The 20,060-nt window shown below is 61.7% G+C and carries 19 protein-coding genes; 11 read left to right on the top strand and 8 right to left on the bottom strand.

Annotation, left to right across the window (positions count from 1 at the left end):
* Window positions 1-64 precede the first annotated feature (64 nt).
* From benC to BLU25_RS01990, 8 genes are all read left to right on the top strand, one after another.
* Window positions 65-1,075, top strand: coding sequence for a benzoate 1,2-dioxygenase electron transfer component BenC (gene benC / locus BLU25_RS01955; RefSeq protein WP_016780684.1), 1,011 nt, complete (start codon window positions 65-67; stop codon window positions 1,073-1,075).
* 20 nt (window positions 1,076-1,095) lie between these two features.
* A complete protein-coding gene (locus BLU25_RS01960) occupies window positions 1,096-1,857 on the top strand; it encodes a 1,6-dihydroxycyclohexa-2,4-diene-1-carboxylate dehydrogenase (protein WP_016780685.1) in 762 nt (253 codons plus the stop codon).
* 26 nt (window positions 1,858-1,883) lie between these two features.
* Entirely contained in the window at window positions 1,884-3,002 is a 1,119-nt protein-coding gene (locus BLU25_RS01965) for a muconate cycloisomerase family protein (protein WP_083369493.1), read from the top strand.
* Between the two features lie 135 nt (window positions 3,003-3,137).
* Window positions 3,138-3,428: a muconolactone Delta-isomerase gene (catC, locus tag BLU25_RS01970; protein ID WP_016780686.1), complete on the top strand. Its 291-nt coding sequence runs from the start codon at window positions 3,138-3,140 to the stop codon at window positions 3,426-3,428.
* 42 nt (window positions 3,429-3,470) lie between these two features.
* Entirely contained in the window at window positions 3,471-4,388 is a 918-nt protein-coding gene (catA, locus tag BLU25_RS01975) for a catechol 1,2-dioxygenase (protein ID WP_016780687.1), read from the top strand.
* An 85-nt stretch (window positions 4,389-4,473) separates the two neighbouring features.
* Window positions 4,474-5,898: an FAD/NAD(P)-binding protein gene (locus tag BLU25_RS01980; RefSeq protein ID WP_016780688.1), complete on the top strand. Its 1,425-nt coding sequence runs from the start codon at window positions 4,474-4,476 to the stop codon at window positions 5,896-5,898.
* Between the two features lie 163 nt (window positions 5,899-6,061).
* Window positions 6,062-7,162 carry a polyamine ABC transporter substrate-binding protein gene (locus tag BLU25_RS01985; RefSeq protein WP_029611383.1) on the top strand — a complete coding sequence of 367 codons (1,101 nt, stop codon included), beginning with the start codon at window positions 6,062-6,064 and terminating at the stop codon, window positions 7,160-7,162.
* An 89-nt stretch (window positions 7,163-7,251) separates the two neighbouring features.
* Window positions 7,252-8,352 carry a DmpA family aminopeptidase gene (locus BLU25_RS01990; RefSeq protein ID WP_016780690.1) on the top strand — a complete coding sequence of 367 codons (1,101 nt, stop codon included), beginning with the start codon at window positions 7,252-7,254 and terminating at the stop codon, window positions 8,350-8,352.
* Between the two features lie 175 nt (window positions 8,353-8,527).
* Here BLU25_RS01990 and BLU25_RS01995 read toward each other — a convergent pair whose 3' ends face one another.
* Both BLU25_RS01995 and BLU25_RS02000 read right to left on the bottom strand, forming a co-directional pair.
* Window positions 8,528-10,267 (bottom strand): dipeptidase, encoded by a 1,740-nt coding sequence (locus tag BLU25_RS01995; protein ID WP_016780691.1) that lies wholly within the window; start codon window positions 10,265-10,267, stop codon window positions 8,528-8,530.
* 103 nt (window positions 10,268-10,370) lie between these two features.
* On the bottom strand, window positions 10,371-11,153 hold the full coding sequence (locus tag BLU25_RS02000) for a helix-turn-helix transcriptional regulator (protein WP_016780692.1): 783 nt from the start codon (window positions 11,151-11,153) through the stop codon (window positions 10,371-10,373).
* Window positions 11,154-11,246: 93 nt separating this feature from the next.
* On the opposite strand from BLU25_RS02000, the gene BLU25_RS02005 reads away from it, so the two are divergent.
* Window positions 11,247-12,071, top strand: a complete 825-nt coding sequence (locus BLU25_RS02005) for a carbon-nitrogen hydrolase family protein (protein WP_016780693.1) — start codon at window positions 11,247-11,249, stop codon at window positions 12,069-12,071.
* Window positions 12,068-13,162, top strand: coding sequence for a polyamine ABC transporter substrate-binding protein (locus tag BLU25_RS02010; protein WP_029611384.1), 1,095 nt, complete (start codon window positions 12,068-12,070; stop codon window positions 13,160-13,162). The genes BLU25_RS02005 and BLU25_RS02010 overlap by 4 nt, the downstream gene beginning before the upstream one ends.
* A gap of 177 nt (window positions 13,163-13,339) precedes the next feature.
* Here the strand turns inward: BLU25_RS02010 and BLU25_RS02015 are convergent, their stop codons facing one another.
* From BLU25_RS02015 to nikA, 5 genes are read right to left on the bottom strand one after another with little or no spacing between them, the layout of a single operon-like run.
* Window positions 13,340-14,125, bottom strand: a complete 786-nt coding sequence (locus tag BLU25_RS02015) for an ATP-binding cassette domain-containing protein (protein WP_016780695.1) — start codon at window positions 14,123-14,125, stop codon at window positions 13,340-13,342.
* On the bottom strand, window positions 14,122-14,895 hold the full coding sequence (locus BLU25_RS02020; protein ID WP_016780696.1) for an ATP-binding cassette domain-containing protein: 774 nt from the start codon (window positions 14,893-14,895) through the stop codon (window positions 14,122-14,124). The genes BLU25_RS02015 and BLU25_RS02020 overlap by 4 nt, the downstream gene beginning before the upstream one ends.
* A complete protein-coding gene (gene nikC / locus BLU25_RS02025; RefSeq protein WP_016780697.1) occupies window positions 14,892-15,737 on the bottom strand; it encodes a nickel ABC transporter permease subunit NikC in 846 nt (281 codons plus the stop codon). The genes BLU25_RS02020 and nikC overlap by 4 nt, the downstream gene beginning before the upstream one ends.
* Window positions 15,734-16,675: a nickel ABC transporter permease subunit NikB gene (nikB, locus tag BLU25_RS02030; protein ID WP_016780698.1), complete on the bottom strand. Its 942-nt coding sequence runs from the start codon at window positions 16,673-16,675 to the stop codon at window positions 15,734-15,736. Before nikB ends, nikC begins: the two co-directional genes overlap by 4 nt.
* A 3-nt stretch (window positions 16,676-16,678) precedes the next feature.
* Window positions 16,679-18,253 (bottom strand): nickel ABC transporter substrate-binding protein, encoded by a 1,575-nt coding sequence (gene nikA / locus BLU25_RS02035; protein WP_016780699.1) that lies wholly within the window; start codon window positions 18,251-18,253, stop codon window positions 16,679-16,681.
* A gap of 90 nt (window positions 18,254-18,343) precedes the next feature.
* Here nikA and nikR point away from each other — a divergent pair, with 90 nt between their 5' ends.
* Window positions 18,344-18,751, top strand: a complete 408-nt coding sequence (nikR, locus tag BLU25_RS02040; protein ID WP_029611385.1) for a nickel-responsive transcriptional regulator NikR — start codon at window positions 18,344-18,346, stop codon at window positions 18,749-18,751.
* A gap of 55 nt (window positions 18,752-18,806) precedes the next feature.
* Here the strand turns inward: nikR and BLU25_RS02045 are convergent, their stop codons facing one another.
* The gene (locus BLU25_RS02045; RefSeq protein WP_016780701.1) at window positions 18,807-20,027 is read right to left on the bottom strand and encodes an MFS transporter; all 1,221 of its coding nucleotides are present in this window, start codon (window positions 20,025-20,027) and stop codon (window positions 18,807-18,809) included.
* Window positions 20,028-20,060 lie beyond the last annotated feature (33 nt).

Consider the following 20,060-nt stretch of genomic DNA (forward strand, 5'->3'; position numbering starts at 1 on the left):
CTGTGATGCGTGCTGCACGGTGCCTGTGGGCGCCCGGGGCGCGGCATTGCCTGCGAGGTACATTATGAGTTTTCAAATTGCCCTCAACTTCGAAGACGGGGTGACCCGTTTTATCGAGACCAATGGCCAGGAAACAGTGGCTGACGCCGCTTACCGTCAGGGCATCAATATACCGCTGGACTGTCGTGACGGCGCTTGTGGTACCTGCAAGTGCTTTGCCGAGGCCGGGCGTTATGAGCTGGGCGAGGACTATATCGAAGACGCCCTCAGCGCAGAGGAGGTCGAGCAGGGCTATGTGCTGACCTGCCAGATGCGTGCCGCCAGCGATTGCGTGGTGCGGGTGCCTGCCTCTTCATCCGTGTGCAAGACCCGCCAGGCCAGTTTTGAGGCCGCCATCAGTGATGTGCGCCAGTTGTCCGAAAGCACCATTGCCCTGTCGCTCAAGGGCGAGTCCCTGAGCAGCCTGGCCTTCTTGCCGGGGCAGTACGTCAACCTCAACGTGCCCGGCAGCGAGCAGACGCGGGCCTATTCCTTCAGCACCCTGCAAAAGGATGGCGAGGTCAGCTTTCTGATCCGCAACGTGCCGGGCGGGCTGATGAGCAGCTTTTTGACCGGTATCGCCAAGGCGGGCGACAGCATGACCCTGGCCGGGCCGCTGGGTAGCTTCTACCTGCGCCAGATCCAGCGGCCCTTGCTGCTGCTCGCGGGCGGCACCGGGCTGGCGCCCTTTACCGCCATGCTGGAAAAAATCGCCGAGCAGGGCAGTGCCCATCCGGTGCATCTGATTTACGGCGTGAGCAATGATTTCGATCTGGTTGAACTCGATCGCCTGCAAGCCTTGAGCGAGCGCATTGCCAACTTCAGTTTCAGTGCCTGCGTGGCCAACCCGCAGAGCCAGCATCCGCTCAAGGGCTATGTCACCCAGCATATCGAGCCGGGCCATCTCAACCACGGTGATGTCGATGTGTACCTGTGCGGCCCGCCGCCAATGGTGGAAGCGGTCAACCTCTATATCCGCGAGCAGGGCATTACCCCGGCCAATTTCTACTACGAGAAGTTTGCCGCTGCGGCTTGATTCTTTAATCGGAGGTTGTGATGAACAACAGATTTGCCAACAAGGTCGCGCTGGTCACCGGCGCGGCCCAGGGCATTGGCCGTCGCGTGTGCGAGCGCCTGCTGGACGAAGGCGCGCAGGTGATTGCGGTCGACCGTTCCGAGCTGGTCTTTGAACTGCAAGGAGAGGGCGTGCTGGCCCTGACTGCCGACCTTGAGCAGTACGCCGACTGTGTGCGGGTGATGGCCGCAGCGGTGGACACCTTCGGCCGTCTCGACGTGCTGGTCAACAATGTGGGCGGGACTATTTGGGCCAAGCCTTACGAGCATTACCAGGCCGAAGAAATCGAGGCCGAAGTGCGCCGCTCGCTGTTTCCCACCTTGTGGTGCTGCCATGCCGCATTGCCCTACATGCTTGAACAGGGCCGCGGGGCGATTGTGAATGTTTCTTCAATCGCTACCCGCAGCGTCAACCGCGTACCTTACGGCGCGGCCAAGGGGGGCGTGAATGCACTCACGGCCTGCCTGGCATTCGAGAATGCCCAGCGCGGAATTCGCGTCAATGCCACCGCACCTGGCGGCACTGAAGCACCGCCGCGGCGGATTGCGCGCAACGATGCCGCGCAAAGCCCTGACGAGAACATCTGGTACCAGCAAATCGTCGACCAGACCCTCGACAGCAGTCTGATGAAACGCTACGCCAGCCTCGATGAGCAGGTCGGCGCAATCCTGTTCCTGGCCAGCGACGAAGCTTCCTATATCACCGGCGTAACCCTGCCGGTGGGCGGCGGCGACCTCGGTTGACCTCCCTGACAGAATGGACAATTGCCATGAACCCAATCCTGATTGAAAGCCTGACCACCCAGATCGTCGACCTGCCGACCATCCGCCCGCACACCCTGGCGATGCACACCATGCGCAAGCAGACCCTGGTGATTGTGCGCCTGCGTTGCAGCGACGGTATCGAAGGCATCGGCGAAGCCACCACCATTGGCGGCCTGGCCTACGGCTACGAAAGCCCGGAAAGCATCAAGGCCAATATCGATGCGCATCTGGCGCCGATGCTGGTGGGCCAGCCGGCGGCCAATATCAACGCCGCCATGCAAAGCCTGGACAAGATTGCCAAGGGCAATACCTTTGCCAAATCCGGTATCGAAACCGCGCTGCTCGACGCCCAGGGCAAGCGCCTGGGCCTGCCGGTCAGCGAGTTGCTGGGCGGGCGCGTGCGCGACAGCCTGGAAGTGGCCTGGACCTTGGCCAGCGGCGACACCAGCCGCGACATTGCCGAAGCCGAGCAGATGCTCGACAGGCGTCGCCATCGCATCTTCAAGTTGAAGATCGGTGCCAACCCGCTGGAACAGGACCTCAAGCATGTGCTGGCGATCAAGAAGGCCCTGGGCGATCGCGCCAGTGTGCGGGTGGACGTCAACCAGTACTGGGACGAGTCCCAGGCCATCCGCGGTTGCCAGGTGCTGGGTGACAACGGTATTGACCTGATCGAACAGCCGATTTCCCGGGTCAACCGCTCCGGGCAGGTGCGCCTGAACCTGCGAAGTCCGGCGCCGATCATGGCTGACGAGTCCATCGAAAGCGTGGAGGACGCCTTCAGCCTGGCGGCGGACGGTGCAGCCAGCGTGTTTGCCCTCAAGATCGCCAAAAACGGCGGCCCCCGTGCGGTGTTGCGCACGGCGCAGATTGCCGAGGCGGCGGGTATCGCCCTGTACGGCGGCACCATGCTTGAAGGCTCGGTGGGCACCCTGGCGTCGGCCCATGCCTTCCTCACCCTCAAGCAACTTACCTGGGGTACCGAGCTGTTCGGGCCGCTGCTGCTGACCGAAGACATCGTGACCGAGGCGCCGCAATACCGGGATTTTGAGCTGCATATTCCGCGCACGCCGGGTCTGGGCCTGAGCCTGGACGAAGAGCGTCTGGCCCGTTTTAGCCGCTGACACGCTGAAAAACCCCTGTGGGAGCGGGCTTGCTCGCGATGCAGACAACTCGGTGCATCAGGCCAACTGCGCTGATGCTATCGCGAGCAAGCCCGCTCCCACAGACCCTTCCCCTATTTCTTCAAGGAGAGCCCCATGCTTTTCCACGTAAAAATGACCGTCAACCTGCCCCTCGACATGGACCCGGCCAAGGCCGCGCAGCTCAAGGCCGACGAAAAGGAACTGGCCCAACGCCTGCAACAGGAAGGCAAGTGGCGCCACCTATGGCGCATTGCCGGGCATTACGCCAACTACAGCGTATTTGACGTGGCCAGTGTCGAGGCCCTGCACGACACCCTGCTGCAATTGCCGCTTTTCCCCTACATGGATATCCAGATCGAAGGGCTGTGCCGTCATCCGTCTTCGATCCACAGCGACGACCGTTAACGCTTTCTATCCCTTGCACAAGAACAAGATGAGGTGAGCCCCATGACCGTGAAAATTTCCCATACCGCTGCCGTCCAGAGCTTCTTCAAAGAAGCCGCCGGCTTTGCCAGCGACAACGGCAACCCGCGCCTGAAAAGCATCATCCTGCGGGTCTTGCAGGACAGTGCCAAAATCATCGAAGACCTCGACATCAGCGAGGATGAGTTCTGGAAGTCGGTGGATTATCTCAACCGTCTGGGCGCTCGCTCGGAAGCCGGGCTGTTGGTGGCCGGGTTGGGCATCGAACATTTTATCGACCTGTTGCAAGACGCCAAGGACGAGCAGGCCGGCCAGACTGGCGGCACCCCGCGCACCATCGAAGGCCCGCTGTATGTAGCCGGGGCCCCGGTGTTTGAAGGCCAGGCGCGGATGGACGATGGCCGCGAAGAGGGTGCCACCGTGATGTTTCTCGAAGGCCAGGTGTTCGACACTCAAGGCCAGCCGCTGGCCGGGGCCACGGTCGATCTGTGGCACGCCAACACCAAGGGCACCTATTCGTTCTTTGATCGCAGCCAGTCCGAATACAACCTGCGCCGGCGCATTATCACCGACGCCGAAGGCCGCTACCGCGCCCGCAGCATCGTGCCCTCGGGCTATGGCTGCGATCCGCAGGGGCCGACCCAGGAATGCCTCGATCAACTGGGCCGTCACGGCCAGCGTCCGGCCCATGTGCATTTCTTTATCTCGGCCCCCGGTTACCGTCACCTGACCACCCAGATCAACCTGTCCGGGGACAAATACCTGTGGGACGACTTTGCCTATGCCACCCGCGAAGGCCTGGTGGGCGACGTGCAGTTTCGCGACGACGGTGCCCGTGATGTTGCGGGGCGTTATGCCGAGTTGACGTTTGACTTTCAGTTGCAACAGGCCGTCGCGCCTGCTGCCGAACAGCGCAGCCATCGGCCGCGGGCGCTGCAATAAGTCAATCGCTGCGGGGCTGGACACAGTGAGAGGCTGGATGCAGGATCAGCGGTCGATCCTGCACCCAAGTACGAGAGAGCCCTCCATGAATGAACCGCACACGGCACAGGTAACCCCTGCCATCCGCGACACTGATGTCCTGATTGTGGGCGGTGGCCTGAGCGGCGCCTTGCTGGCCATGCAACTGCTGCGCTTGCCGGGTGCCCGGCGCATCACGGTGGTGGAACCCCGCCCCGAACTGGGCCGGGGCGAGGCCTACAGCGCCACCGAGCTGGGGCATACCCTTAACGGCAATGCCGCGCGCATGAGCGTCGACCCCGATGATGCCGACGACCTGACCCACTGGCTGCAAGCGCATATCGCTGCGGGTGGCTGGCCCGAGTCCGTCAGCCAGCAGGTGCCGGTGGCCGAACTGTTCCCGCCGCGGGGGTTGTTTGGTCGGTATGCCCGCCAGCGCCTGGCCGAAGCACAGGTCATCGGTGAAGCGAACGGCTCAAGCCTGAGCCATGTGCGTGATGAAACCGTCGATTTACACACCCTCGAACACGGCGTGCGGGTCACGCTCAAGAGCGGCGAAGTGTTGCTGGCAGGCGCAGCGGTATTGGCCACCGGTATGTTCCCGGCGGCGCGCACGGCGCAGCGTCAATCCAGCGGCTTGAATGCGGCCGCGCTGGACCCGTGGAATGTCGAAGCCATGCGTGCATTGCCAGTGGATGCCCGGGTGCTGATCATCGGCTCGGGGCTGACCATGGTCGATGCCCTTGAGTCGCTGAACCAGGCCGGGCATCGGGGGCCGATCGAGGTGTTTTCCCGTCACGGCCTGTTGCCCCATGTGCGCCGTCAGCCGCCGGTCTGGGAAGATTTCCTGAGCCTGGCGCCGGGCGTGCGCAGCCCTTTGCAGTTATTGCGTGAACTGCGTCGCCAATGTGCCCTGGCGCAAGCCCGGGGCATCGACTGGCAGGCGCCGCTGGACACGGTGCGGGTGCATATCGCCAGACTCTGGAGCCAGGCCAGTGACGCCCAGCGTCGCCAGTTTGTGCGCCATGTGCGGCCCTGGTGGGAAAGCCATCACCATCGCTCACCGCCCCAGGGTGATGCCTTGTTGCAACGGCTGATCGAGGAAGGGCGGCTGACGATCCATGCGGCGTCGCTGCAAGGCGTGGACAGCTCGCAGCTGCGCATTCGCCTGCGTTATCGTGGGCAGACCGAAGCGGTGTGGGTGCAGGGCGACGGCCTGATCAACTCAACGGGTATCGAATACGACTGGCGCCGCGTGGACAAGGCCTTGCCCCGGCAGTTGCTGCAGCGCGGGCTGGTAGTGCCCGGCAACCTGGGGCTGGGCATTGCTGCCGATGCTGACGGCGCGGTGCTGAATGCCCGGTTGCAGCCCGCGCAGCGGCTGTTTGCGATGGGGCCACCGTTGCGTGGCATGTGGTGGGAAAGTACCGCAGTCACGGATGTTGCGTTACAAGCCAAGGCGCTGGCGCAGCGGCTGCAGTCTGCTGTGTGAACAACCCCTGATCCTCCCACAACTGATCCAGGGTATCGTCCGGACATAGAACCGGACACGCACAATGGCCATCAAAATCCCCTTTTGGCCTGCCTCCCTCTGTGATCGTCCCCCGGTGTCGGCAAGAATCAAACTCACCTACGCCGACCCGGGGAACCGATCCATGCACACAATAAAACGCTTGATGGGCGCCACTGTTTGCGGGCTGACCCTGCTGGCCAGCGCCGCACATGCCGAGCAACGCGAGTTGCGGGTCTATAACTGGGCCGATTACATCCTGCCGTCCGTGCCCAAGGACTTCGCCAAACAGACCGGCATCAAGGTCACCTGGGACTCTTTCGACACCAACGAAGCCCTGGAAGCCAAACTGTTGACCGGTAACTCCGGCTATGACCTGGTGGTGCCGTCCAACCAGTTCCTCGATACCCAGATCAAGGCCGGGGTGTTCCAGAAGCTGGACAAGAGCAAGCTGCCCAACTGGCAGCACCAGGACCCGGCCCTGCTCAAGCTGCTGGACACCAACGACCCCGGTAACCAGTACGCCGTGCCCTACATGTACGGCACCGTGCTGATCGGTTTCAACCCGGCCAAGGTCAAGGCGGCGCTGGGGGAAAATGCCCCGGTGGACAGCTGGGACCTGGTGTTCAAGCCCGAGAACATGGCCAAGCTGAAATCCTGCGGCGTGGCGATGCTCGATTCGCCTTCGGAAATCCTGCCGTTGGCGTTGCACTATCTGGGCCTGGACCCCAACAGCCAGAACCCGGGCGATTACGAAAAAGCCAAGGCGCTGATGCTCAAGATCCGCCCCTATGTGACTTACTTCAACTCCGCCAAGTACATGACCGATATCGCCAATGGCGACATCTGCGTGGCCATTGGTTATTCGGGCAGCTTCTACCAGTTTGGCAACCGTGCCAAAGAGTCGGGTAACGGCGTGGTGGTGGACTGGCGCTTGCCCAAGGAGGGCGCGCCGATCTGGTTTGACACCTTCGCCATCCCCAAAAGCGCGAAAAATGTCGAAGAGGCCCACGAGTTCCTCAACCACCTGCTGGAGCCCAAGGTCATTGCCGGGATCAGCGACTTTCTCGGCTACCCCAATGCCAACAAGGACTCGCTGGCGCTGATCAACCAGGAGATCACCGCCAACCCCAACCTGACCCCGACCAGCGAGGCACTCAAGTCCTTGTATGTAGTGCAACCGCTGCCGCAAAAAATGGAGCGTGTGCGCACGCGGGTGTGGACCAGCATCAAGTCGGACAAGTAACCCCTCGGGGGTAGTGCATGGAGGTTATCGTCAAGTGCCTGCCGGGTTTCTACACTGGCGGCACTTAATCGAACGACGAGAACAGCACCATGCGTATCCGTGAGCTTGGCATCACCATCGGTTCGGGCACCCCCGGCGTGTTCAACGCCATTACCGACGTGCCGGGTGTGCGCCTAGGTCATCACACGCTCAACGTTGAAACCGGCGACGTTTCCATCCATTCCGGTGTCACCGTGATTGAACCGCGTGCGGGAGCCACACACCTGCAACCGTGCTTTGCCGGCGTGCATGTGCTCAATGGCAACGGCGATGCCACGGGGCTGGAGTGGATTCGCGAAGCGGGTTTGCTGACCTCGCCGATTGCCTATACCAATACCCACAGCGTCGGCGTGGTGCGCGATGCGCTGGTGGCGGCCGAGCGCGAGATGGGCAAGCAGCACACCTACTGGTGCATGCCCGTGGTGCTGGAAACCTACGACGGTACCCTGAACGATATCTGGGGCCAGCACGTCACGGCCGAGCATGTGCAACTGGCGCTGCAGGATGCCAGCTCAGGCCCGGTGCAGGAGGGTAATGTGGGCGGTGGCACGGGGATGATCTGTCACGAGTTCAAGGGCGGTATCGGCACTTCCTCGCGGGTGCTGAGCCCGGAGCAGGGTGGCTGGACCGTCGGTGCGCTGGTGCAGGCCAACTATGGTGTGCGCGAAGCTTTGCGGGTGGGGGGATATCCGGTCGGTACGGTGCTGGGTGATGTGCCGTCGCCGTTCAAGAGCGAGAAAAATGTGGGCGTGCCGGGCATGGGGTCGATCGTGATTACCATTGCTACCGATGCGCCGTTGTTGCCGCACCAGTGTACCCGTCTGGCGCAGCGTGCCAGTGTCGGGCTGGCGCGAGTGGGGGGCGGTACTGAAGACTCCAGCGGCGATATTTTTATTGCCTTTGCTGTGGGCAACAGCAACTTGCCGGCAGCCAACTTCGGCCATCCTGGTGAGCCGACCACGGCCTTGCAGATGGTCAACAACGACTACATCTCGCCGCTGTTTGTGGCGGCGGCGGATGCGGTGGAAGAAGCCATTCTCAATGCCATGCTCGGCGCCGATGACCTGACGGGCTGCGGCAACACTGTGCTGGCGCTCAAGCCTGAGCGTTTGCTGGCGGCGTTGCAGCAGGTGGGCTGGAAAGCCCCCTGAGGGCTGACTCAACCTTGCGTAGCAGCTGCCGAGGAACGAAGGCTGCGTTCGGCGGCGCAGCCGTCGTAAACCCGGTGTACCCGTTCTAATTGGCACACCGCATTGTCTGATTTTACGACGGTTGCGCCGCCGAACGCAGCCTCGTTCCTGCGGCAGCTGCTACGGGTATTTGCCCTTACAGTTTCGGCAACTGCCCCACCCGAGCCATCATCTCGGTGACGATCTGCAGGTCCAGCATAAACTGCTCGACCGTCTTGAACTCGTTGTCGGTATGCCCGGTGTATTTAACATCCGGCATGGCCAGGCCAAATTGCACACCATTGGGCAGTTCATGCACCGAGGTTGCCCCCGCCGAAGTGCCGAACTTGTGTTCCATGCCCAGGTTTTCACTGGCCACTGCCAGCAGCGCCTTGACCCACTCACCCTCGGGGTTGCGGTACATCGGCTCGGCGATGGTGTAGTCGAAGGTCACCGGCACCTGCTTGCTCTTGCTCCAGGCCGCGAGCTTTTCGGCAATCTGTGCTTTCAGTGCTTCAGGCGACTTGCCCTTGGGCACGCGCAGGTTGACCGCCAATTTGAGCGCCTTGTCGTCCAGCCCCACAAACGTCAGCGAAGTGGTCAGCGGCCCCATAAAGTCATCGGCAAAACCGACCCCCAGCTTGCCACCCTTGTAGTCCAGGCCCCAGTTGTCGGCCGCATAGTGCGCAGCGTCGGTAATGTGGTTGTGCTTGAGGGCAATCTGGCCGTCAACGCTGCTGATAAAATCAAGCATCCGCGCCACCGGGTTGACCCCCGACTCGGGCTCCGAGGAATGAGCCGAAACCCCGGTCACGGTCAGCACTACATCCTTGCCCACCACCTTGGCATTGATCTCGAAATCGCCGCCATTGCGCTTGGCATATTCAGCCCCGGCCTTGTTCAGGCTGGCCGCCAGTTCAGCAGGCTGGTCGGTGACCAGGGTGGCAACCGAGGTCGACGGGATCTGGTTGGTGGCCATGCCGCCGGTCAGCGCGATGATTTCTGCGCCCTGGCCTTCGCCTTTGCGTCGGGCAAAAGTAGCCATGACGGTGCCGTAGCCTTTCTCGGCGATCACCACCGGGTAACCGCCATCCAGCGCCAGGTTGTAATTGGGCACCGGGTTGTGTTCGAAGTAATAAGGGATGGCATCACCGCTGGTTTCTTCGGTGGTGTCGATCAGCAACTTGAAGTTCCTGGCCAGTGGCAGTTGTTCTTCCTTGATGACTTTCATGGCGTACATCGCCACCACGATGCCGTTCTTGTCATCTTCGGTACCGCGCCCGTACATGCGGTCGCCGATCAGCGTGACCTTGAACGGGTCGAGCTTGGTGCCGTCCTTGAGTACCCAGTTTTCCGGGGTTACCGGCACGACGTCGGCGTGGGCGTGAATACCGACCACTTCATCGCCACTGCCTTCGAGGGAGACTTCATAGACGCGGTTGTCGATATTGCGAAAGTTCAGGTTGAAGGCCTTGGCGAGGTCCTTGATCTTGTCGGCGATCTTGAGGAACTGCGGGTTCTCGTACTGGGGCACGTCATCCAGGTTTACCGTCGGGATAGCTACCAGCTCACGCAGGGTTTCGGTGGCCGCCTTGCCGTATTTGAGACGGGTATACAGGCCCAGCAGGCGATAGATTTCGTTCTGCTGCTCTGCGCTCAATGCCTTGTTGTCGATGAAGGCGTTGATGGTCGGGCCGAGGTTATCTTGTTGCGCCAGCTCGCTCTTGCCCAAAGCCCCCAGAAACTGCCGGAAGTCAGTGATTTTGCTGTCGCTGAAAGTCTTGAGGATCACTGCGCTCTGTTGCGGGGTGATGGTGGCGTGGGCAGCAGTGCTGAACCCGGCAAGGCTGGCCATCATCAGGGTTGCAGCGGCCAGGTGCTTAAGTGAAAAGTCCATTTTGCAGGGCATTCCTGTACAGGTTGTTGGAGAGAAATATGCAATAAATGAAACAAAACATTTCCAAACTTACACTGCGAGGACGTGCAACGGTAGGTTGTTTTTACTCCTGCGCCTGTAAAAACAACGAGAACAGTTCGGACTGTGACTTGATTCCCAACTTGCCGTACATGTGCTTGCGATGGACCTTGACGGTCTCGGCGGAAATCACCAGTTTGCGGGCGATTTCCTTGTTCGAACAACCACTTAGCAGCAGCAGGGCGACTTCCATTTCCCGTCCGGTCAGCGGCGTGGTCAGCTGCTCGGCAGCCGCTTCAAGGCGGCTTTGCCAGTTGCCAGGCTGCTCCGGCGCCTCCCCGGGGTCGCGTTCAAACATCAGGCGCTGACGCATCAGTGCTGCGACCCAGGGCCGTACCAGCCCCAGCAACGCGCCGTGTTCCAGGCTGAAGCGGCACTGGCTGCCCAGGGACAGGCTCAAGGTGCGTTGGTTGTCGAGTTGCACATTGATATGCACTTCATCGGTGACGATATTCAGGCGGAAATAGCGCTGGTAGTAATCGGTCTGTGCAAAGCATTCCGGGGCCACGTCCTGCAGGCGGACTAACCCGCTCTGTGGTGCTTCGCGGTTGGCAATGTAGAACGGGTCGAGCAGGTACAGGCCTTTGAGATAGTCCTGAAACAACGAATCCATGCCACCGTCTGCACCGGGGGACTCGGCCAGAACCTGCGGCTTGCCGGCGCTGTAGATGAGCACCACCCAGTTGTCCACGGGTATATAGCGGCCCAACAAACGTACCAGCGCAGTCCAGAAATTGGGCCGGTCGAGGGTTTCGATCACGCGGCCCATCGCGTCGTGCCAGGCCACATCCTGCAAGGTCAGATTCATCTCACTACCCACCGGGTGTTACCCCATCGAAGTCATTTGTTGGCGCGGTACCGCGCACCATACTCGGCTCATCCCACCGTGCAAGGAACCGAGATGAAAATTGAATTGGTGCAACTGGCAGGCCGTGACGGCGACACCGCTTATAACCTGTCGCGCACACTGAATGCCATCGCCACCTGCGCTGGCGATACCGATTTGCTGGTGTTCCCGGAGACCTATCTGAGCGGTTTTGTCGGCGGCGCGCAACTGGCGCAGGTGGCCGAGCCCTTGCACGGCACGACCCTGCAAACCGTGTTGCAGGCCGTGCGCGAGCGTGGCGTGGCGGTGGTGCTGGGATTTGCCGAAGTTCATCAAGGCAGGTTCTACAACAGCGCGGTACTGGTGACTCCCGAGGGTATTGCGCTGCAGTACCGCAAGACCCATCTGTGGCCAAGCGAGCGCAGTGACTTTAGCCCCGGCGACCGTTTTACCACCGTGCTCTGGCGGGGTGTGCGGGTTGGCCTGCTGATCTGCTACGACATCGAGTTGCCGGAAACCAGCCGCGCACTGGCGCAACTGGGGGCAGAAGTAGTCATCGTCACCAACGGCAATATGGACCCCTACGGCCCGGTGCATCGCACTGCGATCATGGCCCGCGCCCAGGAAAACCAGCTGTTTGCGGTGATGGTCAATCGTGTCGGGGCGGGGGATGACGGCCTGGTGTTTGCCGGTGGCAGCATGGCGGTCGACCCGTTCGGGCGTGTGCTGTTTGAGGCAGGGCGCGATGAGGTTCGCCATGTTGTAGAGCTGGACCTGGGTCAGCTCAAGGCTGCCCGGCGTGACTACGATTACCTCAAGGATCGTCGATTGATGCTGTCGGGCGAACAGACAGAGCACCCGGACGGGCGTCGCGAACTGTTGATCGGAGCCAGCCAATGAAGACTAAAAACACTATGGGCCTTGCCCTGGCTGCGCTATTGGGTTGCAGCCTGGTTCACGCCGCCGGGCCTCAGGTGAATATCTACAACTGGTACGACTTTATCGCACCGGACACGATGAAAAACTTCCAGGCCGAAACCGGCATAGGCTCGATGTACGACGTGTTCGACAACAGCGATGTGATGCAAAGCAAGCTGATGGCCGGTCGCAGCGGGTATGACGTTGTTGTGGCCACCGGTGACCTGCTACCCAACCTGATCAAGGCCGGGGTGCTCAAGGAGCTCGATCCGGGGCAGTTGCCCAACCGCGTACACCTGGACCCCGCCATCCTCGCCAAGATGCAGAGCAATGACCCCGGCAATCGCTATGCCGTGCCGTATTTGTGGGGCACTACAGGGGTGGGTTATGACGTCGACAAGGTCAGGGCGATTCTTGGGCCGGATGCGCCGGTGGATTCATGGGACCTGATCTTCAAGCCCGAGAACCTGAGCAAATTGAGCCAGTGCGGCGTGGCCATGCTCGATGCCCCCGGTGAAATCATTCCCATCGCCTTGCACTACCTGGGCTTGCCGTACAACAGTAACCAACCCCAGGACTATGCCAAGGCCGAAGCGTTGCTGCTGACGTTACGTCCTTACATCCGCTATTTTGACTCGTCGAAGTTCATTACCGACCTGGCCAATGGCAACATTTGCGTGGTGGTGGGTTGGGCGGGCGGGGTGCAAGACGCCAAAACCGCCTCGCAGGTGGCCGGCAATGGGCGCAACATCCGCTACAGTATCCCGCGTGAAGGGGCGCCGATGTGGGTTGAGAGCATGGTATTGCTCAACGACGCGCCCAACCCGCAACAGGGGCTGGCCTTTATCGACTACATGCTGCGCCCGCAGGTGATAGCCCAGACTTCGACCTACCTCAAATATCCCAATGCGAACCAGGACGCCAGGCCCCTGATGGACCAGTCGTTGCGCGACAACCCGGATATCTACCCAGGCAAAGAGGTGATGGCAACGTTGTTCCCGCTGGAGCCACTGGCGCTGAAACTTGAGCGGGTGCGCACGCGGGTGTGGAGCAAGGTTAAAAGCGGAACGTGAAGCAAGCCCTCGTAGCAGCTGCCGAAGGAACGAGGCTGCGTCCGACGACGAAGTCGTCGCAAATTCTGAATGCGCGATTTAGCAGGAAAACCGTGCGTTCAGGTTTTACGATTGCTTCGCAATCGGACGCAGCCTCGTTCCTTCGGCAGCTGCTACGGTTGGCGGGTATCAGCGGCTTCAGGTCTGCAACTGCGGCTCACGAACGCTCCGGGCCCTCGGCATCGCCGGCAACACTGCCTCCTGCAAGGTCCGCGCAGCAGGGTGGGTAAAGCGCATCTGCGCCGTGACCGGCATGTCCTCCACCAGCTTGCCCTCTGCCAATACCACCACCCGCTGGCAAAAACGCTGCACCAGGCTCAGGTCATGGGTGATCAGCAAAAAGCCGGTGCCGGACTCGCGCCGTACCTGCGTCAGTAAATCCAGAATCTGCACTTGTAGCACCCGGTCCAGGTTGGACAGGGCTTCATCGAGGATGATCAATTGCGGGCCGATCGCCATGGCCCGGGCAATGCCGGCGCGCTGCAGTTGCCCGCCGCTCAGTTGTGCCGGAAGCTTGTCGATGTCACGGGCCTCAAGCTGGACTTGCTGGAGCAACTGCTCAACCCGCGCCCTGCACGCCGCGGCGTCCATGTCTGAAAGATGGCGCAAAGGCTCGGCAATGCTCCAGCCAATGCTGCGCTGGGGATTGAAGGCGCTGAGCGCATCTTGAAAGACCATCTGCACACGCTGTAAAAACGGCGGCTGACCCTTGAACACAATGCTGCCCCGGTCGGCGCTTTCCAGGCCCATCAGCAGGCGCGCCAGGGTGCTTTTGCCGCTGCCGCTGCCTCCCAGCAGGCCAAGGCTTTGACCTTCGTGCAGGTCCAGGTTCAAGCCGCTCAGCACCTGCACCCGATGCCGTTTGCTGAACAGTCCACCGGCGCTGTAGCCGTGCTCAAGGTCTCGTACTTGAATAAAACTCATGGCGCGCAGCTCTCCATTGTCAATGAGTGGTGCGCCGCCAGCAGCGTGCGCGCTTCCTGGCTTTGCGGGGCATTGAACAGTTGGTGCACATCGGCCTGTTCGACGATGCGTCCGTGGGCCATGACGCTGACCTGATCGGCGCAGCGTGCCACCACGCCCATGTCATGGGTGATCAACAGCACGCCAAGGTTGCGTTGCTCCACCAGCCGCTGCAGCAGGTCGAGAAAGCGCGCCTGGGCGACCACATCCAGATCGCTGGTGGGTTCGTCGGCCAGCAAGAAGCGGCTGTCGGCGAGCAGGGCCAGGGCGATCATCATGCGTTGCAACATGCCGCCGCTCAATTGAAAGGCAAATGAGTCCAGTACCCGGCGGTCATCGTGCAGGCCCACTTCATGCAACGTGGCCTGGATCAGTTGCTCGGCCTCGACCCCGTGCAGGCCACGGGCCTGGAGGGTTTCGAGGGCGTGCTGGCGCAGGGAGCGCACCGGGTTGAAGGCGCTGCGCGGGTTTTGCAGCACCAGCGCCACCTGGCGCCCGCGCAATTGCGCAGCCGCCACCGGCTGGCCGTCGAGCAACAGGCTGGCGCCACTGCTGTGTACGCCGGGGGGCAACAGGTCGAGGATGCCCAGGCTGGTCAGCGACTTGCCTGAACCGCTGGCCCCGACCAGCGCATGCACCTGACCGGCCTTGAGGGTCAATTCAACGCGGTCGACCAGGGTGCGTTGCCGGTGCTTGAGGGTCAGGCCGCGAATCACCAATGTCTGCTTCATTCCTTGATCTCCGCCAGTACGCTGGGGTCAAGGCGGTCGCGCAAGGCGTCGCCCAGCAGGTTGAAGGCCATCACCGAGATAAAAATCATCAGGCCCGGCCACAGCAGCAGTTGCGGCTGGGTCCAGATAAATTCCTTGGCATCGTTGATCATCACCCCCCACTCGGGAGTCGGCGGGCTGACGCCCAGGCCCAGAAAGGACAAGCCCGAGACATGCAGCATCATGTGGCCAATGTCCATCGACGCCAATACCAGCAGTTGCCCCACGACGTTGGGCATCACATGCTGGCGCAGCCGGGTCAGGCGCGAGGCACCGGCCAGTCGCGATGCCAGCACATAGTCACGGTTGCGCTGGGCCAGGACCATGCCGCGCACCATGCGTGCATACCAGGCCCAGTGGGACAGGGCGATGGCGATGATCACGTTGGTCAGGCCGGTGCCCAGCAAGGCGATCAGAAAGAACGCCAGCACCAGGGTGGGGAAGGTCAGGAACATGTCGCACAGGCGCATCAGGAACATGTCGACCTTGCCCCCGACAATCCCGGCGATACCGCCAATCACCACGCCCAGTACCAACACCAGGCCCAGCACCAGCACCACACTGCCCAGGGACAGTTGCGTGCCGACAATCAGCCGCGAGAGTACGTCGCGACCCAGGTGGTCGGTGCCCAGCCAGTGGCTGGCACTGGCGGGCAGCAGGCGTTCGTCAAGGTTCACCAGAGTGGCGTCGTAAGGCGCCAGCCAGGGGCCGAACAGCGCCATCAACAGCAGCAGGGCGACCAGCGCATAACCGATGCGCGCGCCGTTTTTTTTGCCTGTGTAAACAGCAGCCACGGTGCTCATGCCATCACCCCCGAGAAACGTGTGCGCGGATCGAGCCAGGCGTAGCAGATGTCCACCACCAGATTGCACAGCACCAGCAGGGTGGTCAGCAGCAGGGTGAAGCATTGCATGACCGGGAAGTCGCGGTTGAGCACCGCACTGACCGCAAAACGCCCAACGCCGGGCCAGGCGAAAATGGTTTCGATCACCAGCGCGCCACCGAGCAGCTCGCCGATGTGCATGCCGGTGGCGGTCACCAGCGGCATCCAGGCATTGCGCAGGATATGGTCTCGCCATACGCGCTTTTCGTTCAGGCCGCGGGCCCGGGCGTAGAACACGTGTCGATGCTCACGTACATCCAGCAGGCTGGCGCGCAGCAGCCGGGCGTTGATCGACATCGACATCAGGGCAATCGCCAGCACCGGCATCAGCAGATGCTGCGGGCCGCCACGACCCATCGGCGGCAGCCAGCCCAGCCACAGCGAGAACAGCGCTATCAGTAAAAAAGCCAGCCAGAAATTAGGCATCGATACGCCGATAAAGGTGATGAAACGCACCACCTGATCGGGCCAGCGACCTTTCCAGCGGGCCGCCGCCAGGCCCAGGGGAATGCTCATCACCAGCGTGGTGAGTAACGCCAGTCCGCCCAGTTGCAGGGTCGCGGGCAGGTAATAGAGGATGTCATCGAGCACCGGGCGCCCGGTGATATAGGAGATGCCGAAGTCCAGATGCAGGGCATTCCACAGCCAGGTGAGGTATTGCTCGGGCAGTGGCCGGTCCAGGCCCAGGGCATGGCGCGCCTCGGCCAGCGCGGCGTCGGTGGGCGGGATCTGCGACAGACGCAGGTAGTCCAGGGCCGGGTCGCCGTTGCCCAGGTGCAGCAGCACAAAGACGATCAATGACACCCCCAACAAAACCGGGATCAGCAGCACAAGCCGCAGGATGATATAGCGCAGCATGGTTTAGGGCTTCCCGGTGGTTGGGTGCATGACTTCAAACGGCACGTCAAACAGCGTGCTGCCGAACTGCACGTTGTCGACGGTCTTGCCGTTGACGCTGATGGCCGTGAGGTGGGAAATCGGCAGGTACACCGCCTGATCGTGCAGGGTAGTGAGAATTTCGCGGTAATCGTCGGCCCGTTTGGCCTCATCGGTTTCGCCCAGTACCTCGGCGATTTTCCGGTCGATGGCGTCCTTCATCGGCAGTCCGCGCTGGGCCATGTAATCGGCATGCCCGGCGTAGCGCATGGAGCTGACAAACGAGTGCGGGTCATACGGCGCGCCCCAGGTGTCGGCGAAGATCATGCCGAACTTGCCCTCGCGCTGGCGTTGCACCAGAGCGCCGTCCTCTTCGGCGCGTAACTTGACCTCGATACCGACCTTGGCCAGTTCGCCCTGAATGATTTCGGCGAGGTTTTTTTGCAGGGCGCTGGGGCCCAGGAACACCAGTTCGGTGCTCAACAGCTGGCCGTCCTTTTCGCGAACGCGTTTGCCTGCAGGCATTTGCCAGCCCGCCGCTTCGAGGGTTTTTTTCGCCTGTTCAGGGTCGTAGGGCAGGGCCTTGAGGCCCAGGTCGGCATACGGCATGTTGCTGGCGAACAGCGCATCGGCGCGCGGCTCCTGGCCGTGCAGCACCTTGGCGATGATGGTGTCCTTGTCCACGGCCTGATTGATCGCCTGGCGCACGGCCAGTTCATTGGTCGGTGCCAGAGCGGTGTTCATCGCCACGGTACGGGTGGCCAGGGGTGCGGAAATGGCAGTCTTGAAACCCGAATCGCGCAGGCGCACAAAGGTGCCGGGGGAGATTTCGCCGTCGGCACCCTGGATCAGGTCAATCTCGCCGGTTTGCAAGGCGATGGCGCGGCTGTCCGGGTCGGAGATGACTTTCACCAGTACTGAACCGTAGCCCGGTTTGGCGCCCCAGTAGTGCGCGTTGCGCTCAAAACGGTCGAACTCGCCACGGCGGGTTTGGGTCAGTACCCAGGGCCCGGTACCCACCGGCACACCGGGCTTGGCGTCGGGAGCGGCAAAGCGCAGCGGACGCACCTGCGCCAGTTCCATCAGGGTCGGGTAATAAGGGTGTTTGAGGGTGAGCACCAGGGTGTGTTCGTCCGGTGCCTCGACGCGTTCCAGGGTAGAAACCAGTTCCATCCACTGATGGCGCTTGCTGTTGGCGAGCACCGCGTCAAGGTTGGCCTTGGCGGCGCTGGCGTTGAAGGGGCTGCCATCACTGAAGGTCACACCTTCGCGCAGGGTAAAGGTGTAGGTCTTGCCGTCGGGCGACACTTGCCATTGCGTGGCGAGCCAGGGCTCCAGGGTGCCTTGGGCGGTGTAGCGCACCAGGGGTTCATAGACCATCGCCTGGGCATACATCTGGTTGGGCGAGTAGCCACGAGGGTCGAGCGGGCCGGCGTTGGTCGGCCAGGAGTAGGTAAGCGTGGGGGCCGGCTCGGCGGCCCGGGCCGTGGAAATACCTGTACTCAGGCAGGCGCCAATCATCCACAAGGCCAGCTGTTTTTTAGTCCGTGACTGCTTCACACTGCGTCTCCCTCAATTGATGGCGGTTAGCCTCATCAGATGTCGGGTATGAAGTCTATGTCAAAAGTTCATAACTGCGAGGCCAATCAGATGCAACGGGTCACTATTTCGCTGGACGATGCCTTGTTGGCAGCGATTGATGAGCGGGTAGGCAGCCACGGCTACCAGGGGCGTTCGGAGGCAATACGTGATTTATTGCGCGCCGGGCTGCTGGAGCCGGAGCAGGGCAACCCCGCCAGTGCTTGTGTTGCGACCCTGAGTTATGTGTATGAGCATGGCACCCGGGAGCTGTCCAAGCGCCTGAACACGGCGTTTCATGAGCACCATGACCTGACCCTGTCGACGTTGCATGTGCATCTGGACGAGGGCAAGTGCATGGAAGTCTCGGTGCTCAAGGGATCGGTGGCGGAGGTCACGCAACTCACGCGCCAGGTGATGGCCGAACGCGGAGTGCGACATGGCAGTGCGCAGATCATTCCGTTGGGGGATATTGAGTGAGCCCAGGCCTCTGCGGCAGCGGCAGGCTCGTGTTGAAGGCGTGACGGTATTGCCGTTAAACCGCGCCCGAACCTGACGACACCGCACACGCTCCGGCCAAATCCCGACTGCGCCGCCACACCAGCCGCCCCAGGGTAATCGCCCAGTTGCCCAGGGCGATCAGCAGAATGATCCACAGCGATGCTGTCATCCCGTAGCTGACAATCACTCGCCCGGCCAGCCACGGAAAACCGAATACCCCGACAAAATACCCCATGCTGAACAGCACCAGTGCCTGTGGTGTGTAGCCAGTGGGCGCTTCGTTGGCGGCCAGCCCGTTGATCACCGAATAGGTCAGGCCATAGCCGACCCCAAGCACCACCGCAGCCAGCAGATAGGTGAGAGCGCTGCTGACAAAAAATATCAGCATCAGCACCGACACCACGATCAGGGCCGTCAGCAGGCACGACATCAGATATGGATCGCGCTTGACGATAAACCCTGCGACCAGCAAGCGGCAGGAGATCGCTGCAGTCATAAAGCCCAGGAAAAATAATGCATAATCCAGCTGGTTAAGTGCGGCATACGAGGTCTGAAAGCTTGACAGTCCCCCGAAAATCGCGCCACCCAGCCCGACCATCACAATGGCAAAGACCGCTTTGGAGCGCAGCACCAGCGCGGCGGCCCGGGGCGTGATCTTGCACACCGTGACCGGCCCCTGACCCTTGATCTTCGGGCCAAGCAGCAAGAACAACAGGCCACCCAGCAGGCTGGCGCCGGCCGCCACCGCAAATGCCGCCGCCAGCGGATAACCCAACCCCTGTGCTACACGACCGAGCAGAGGGCCTGTGCCGATCCCGGTCATCATGCTGCCCGACAGCAAGGCGAAGTACTTGACCCGTTGCGCGGGCTCAACCAGCAGGGCCACGACAATTGGCCCCAGGGTGTAAAACACCCCCCAGCCCAACCCCAGCAGCAAACCGAAGGCCAGCACCGCCGCGCCATAGTCTGGCACGCAGGCGAACCCCACGCAGGCCGCAGCCAGCAGCAACGCACCGGCGGCGATGGTGCGGGGCGCACCAAAGCGGTCAGTCAGGTGCCCGGCAAAAACCACCGCAAAAAAGGTACTGAGCATGGCCGCCGAGATGATCGTACCCGCATCCGATTCAGTGCCGCCGTGAGCGCTGAGCAGCATGGCCAATAAAAACGTAATGCCGTAGGCCAGTGACAACAGGTAGCTGGCAAGGCAGAACAGGCCGAAAACAACCTTGGCCTGAGCGGGTTGGGGGGATGACATGGGGTCTTCCTTGAGTTTCGATTATGGTTTTGC

Origin of the sequence: Pseudomonas fragi (assembly GCF_900105835.1) — a bacterium.
GTDB lineage: Bacteria > Pseudomonadota > Gammaproteobacteria > Pseudomonadales > Pseudomonadaceae > Aquipseudomonas > Aquipseudomonas fragi.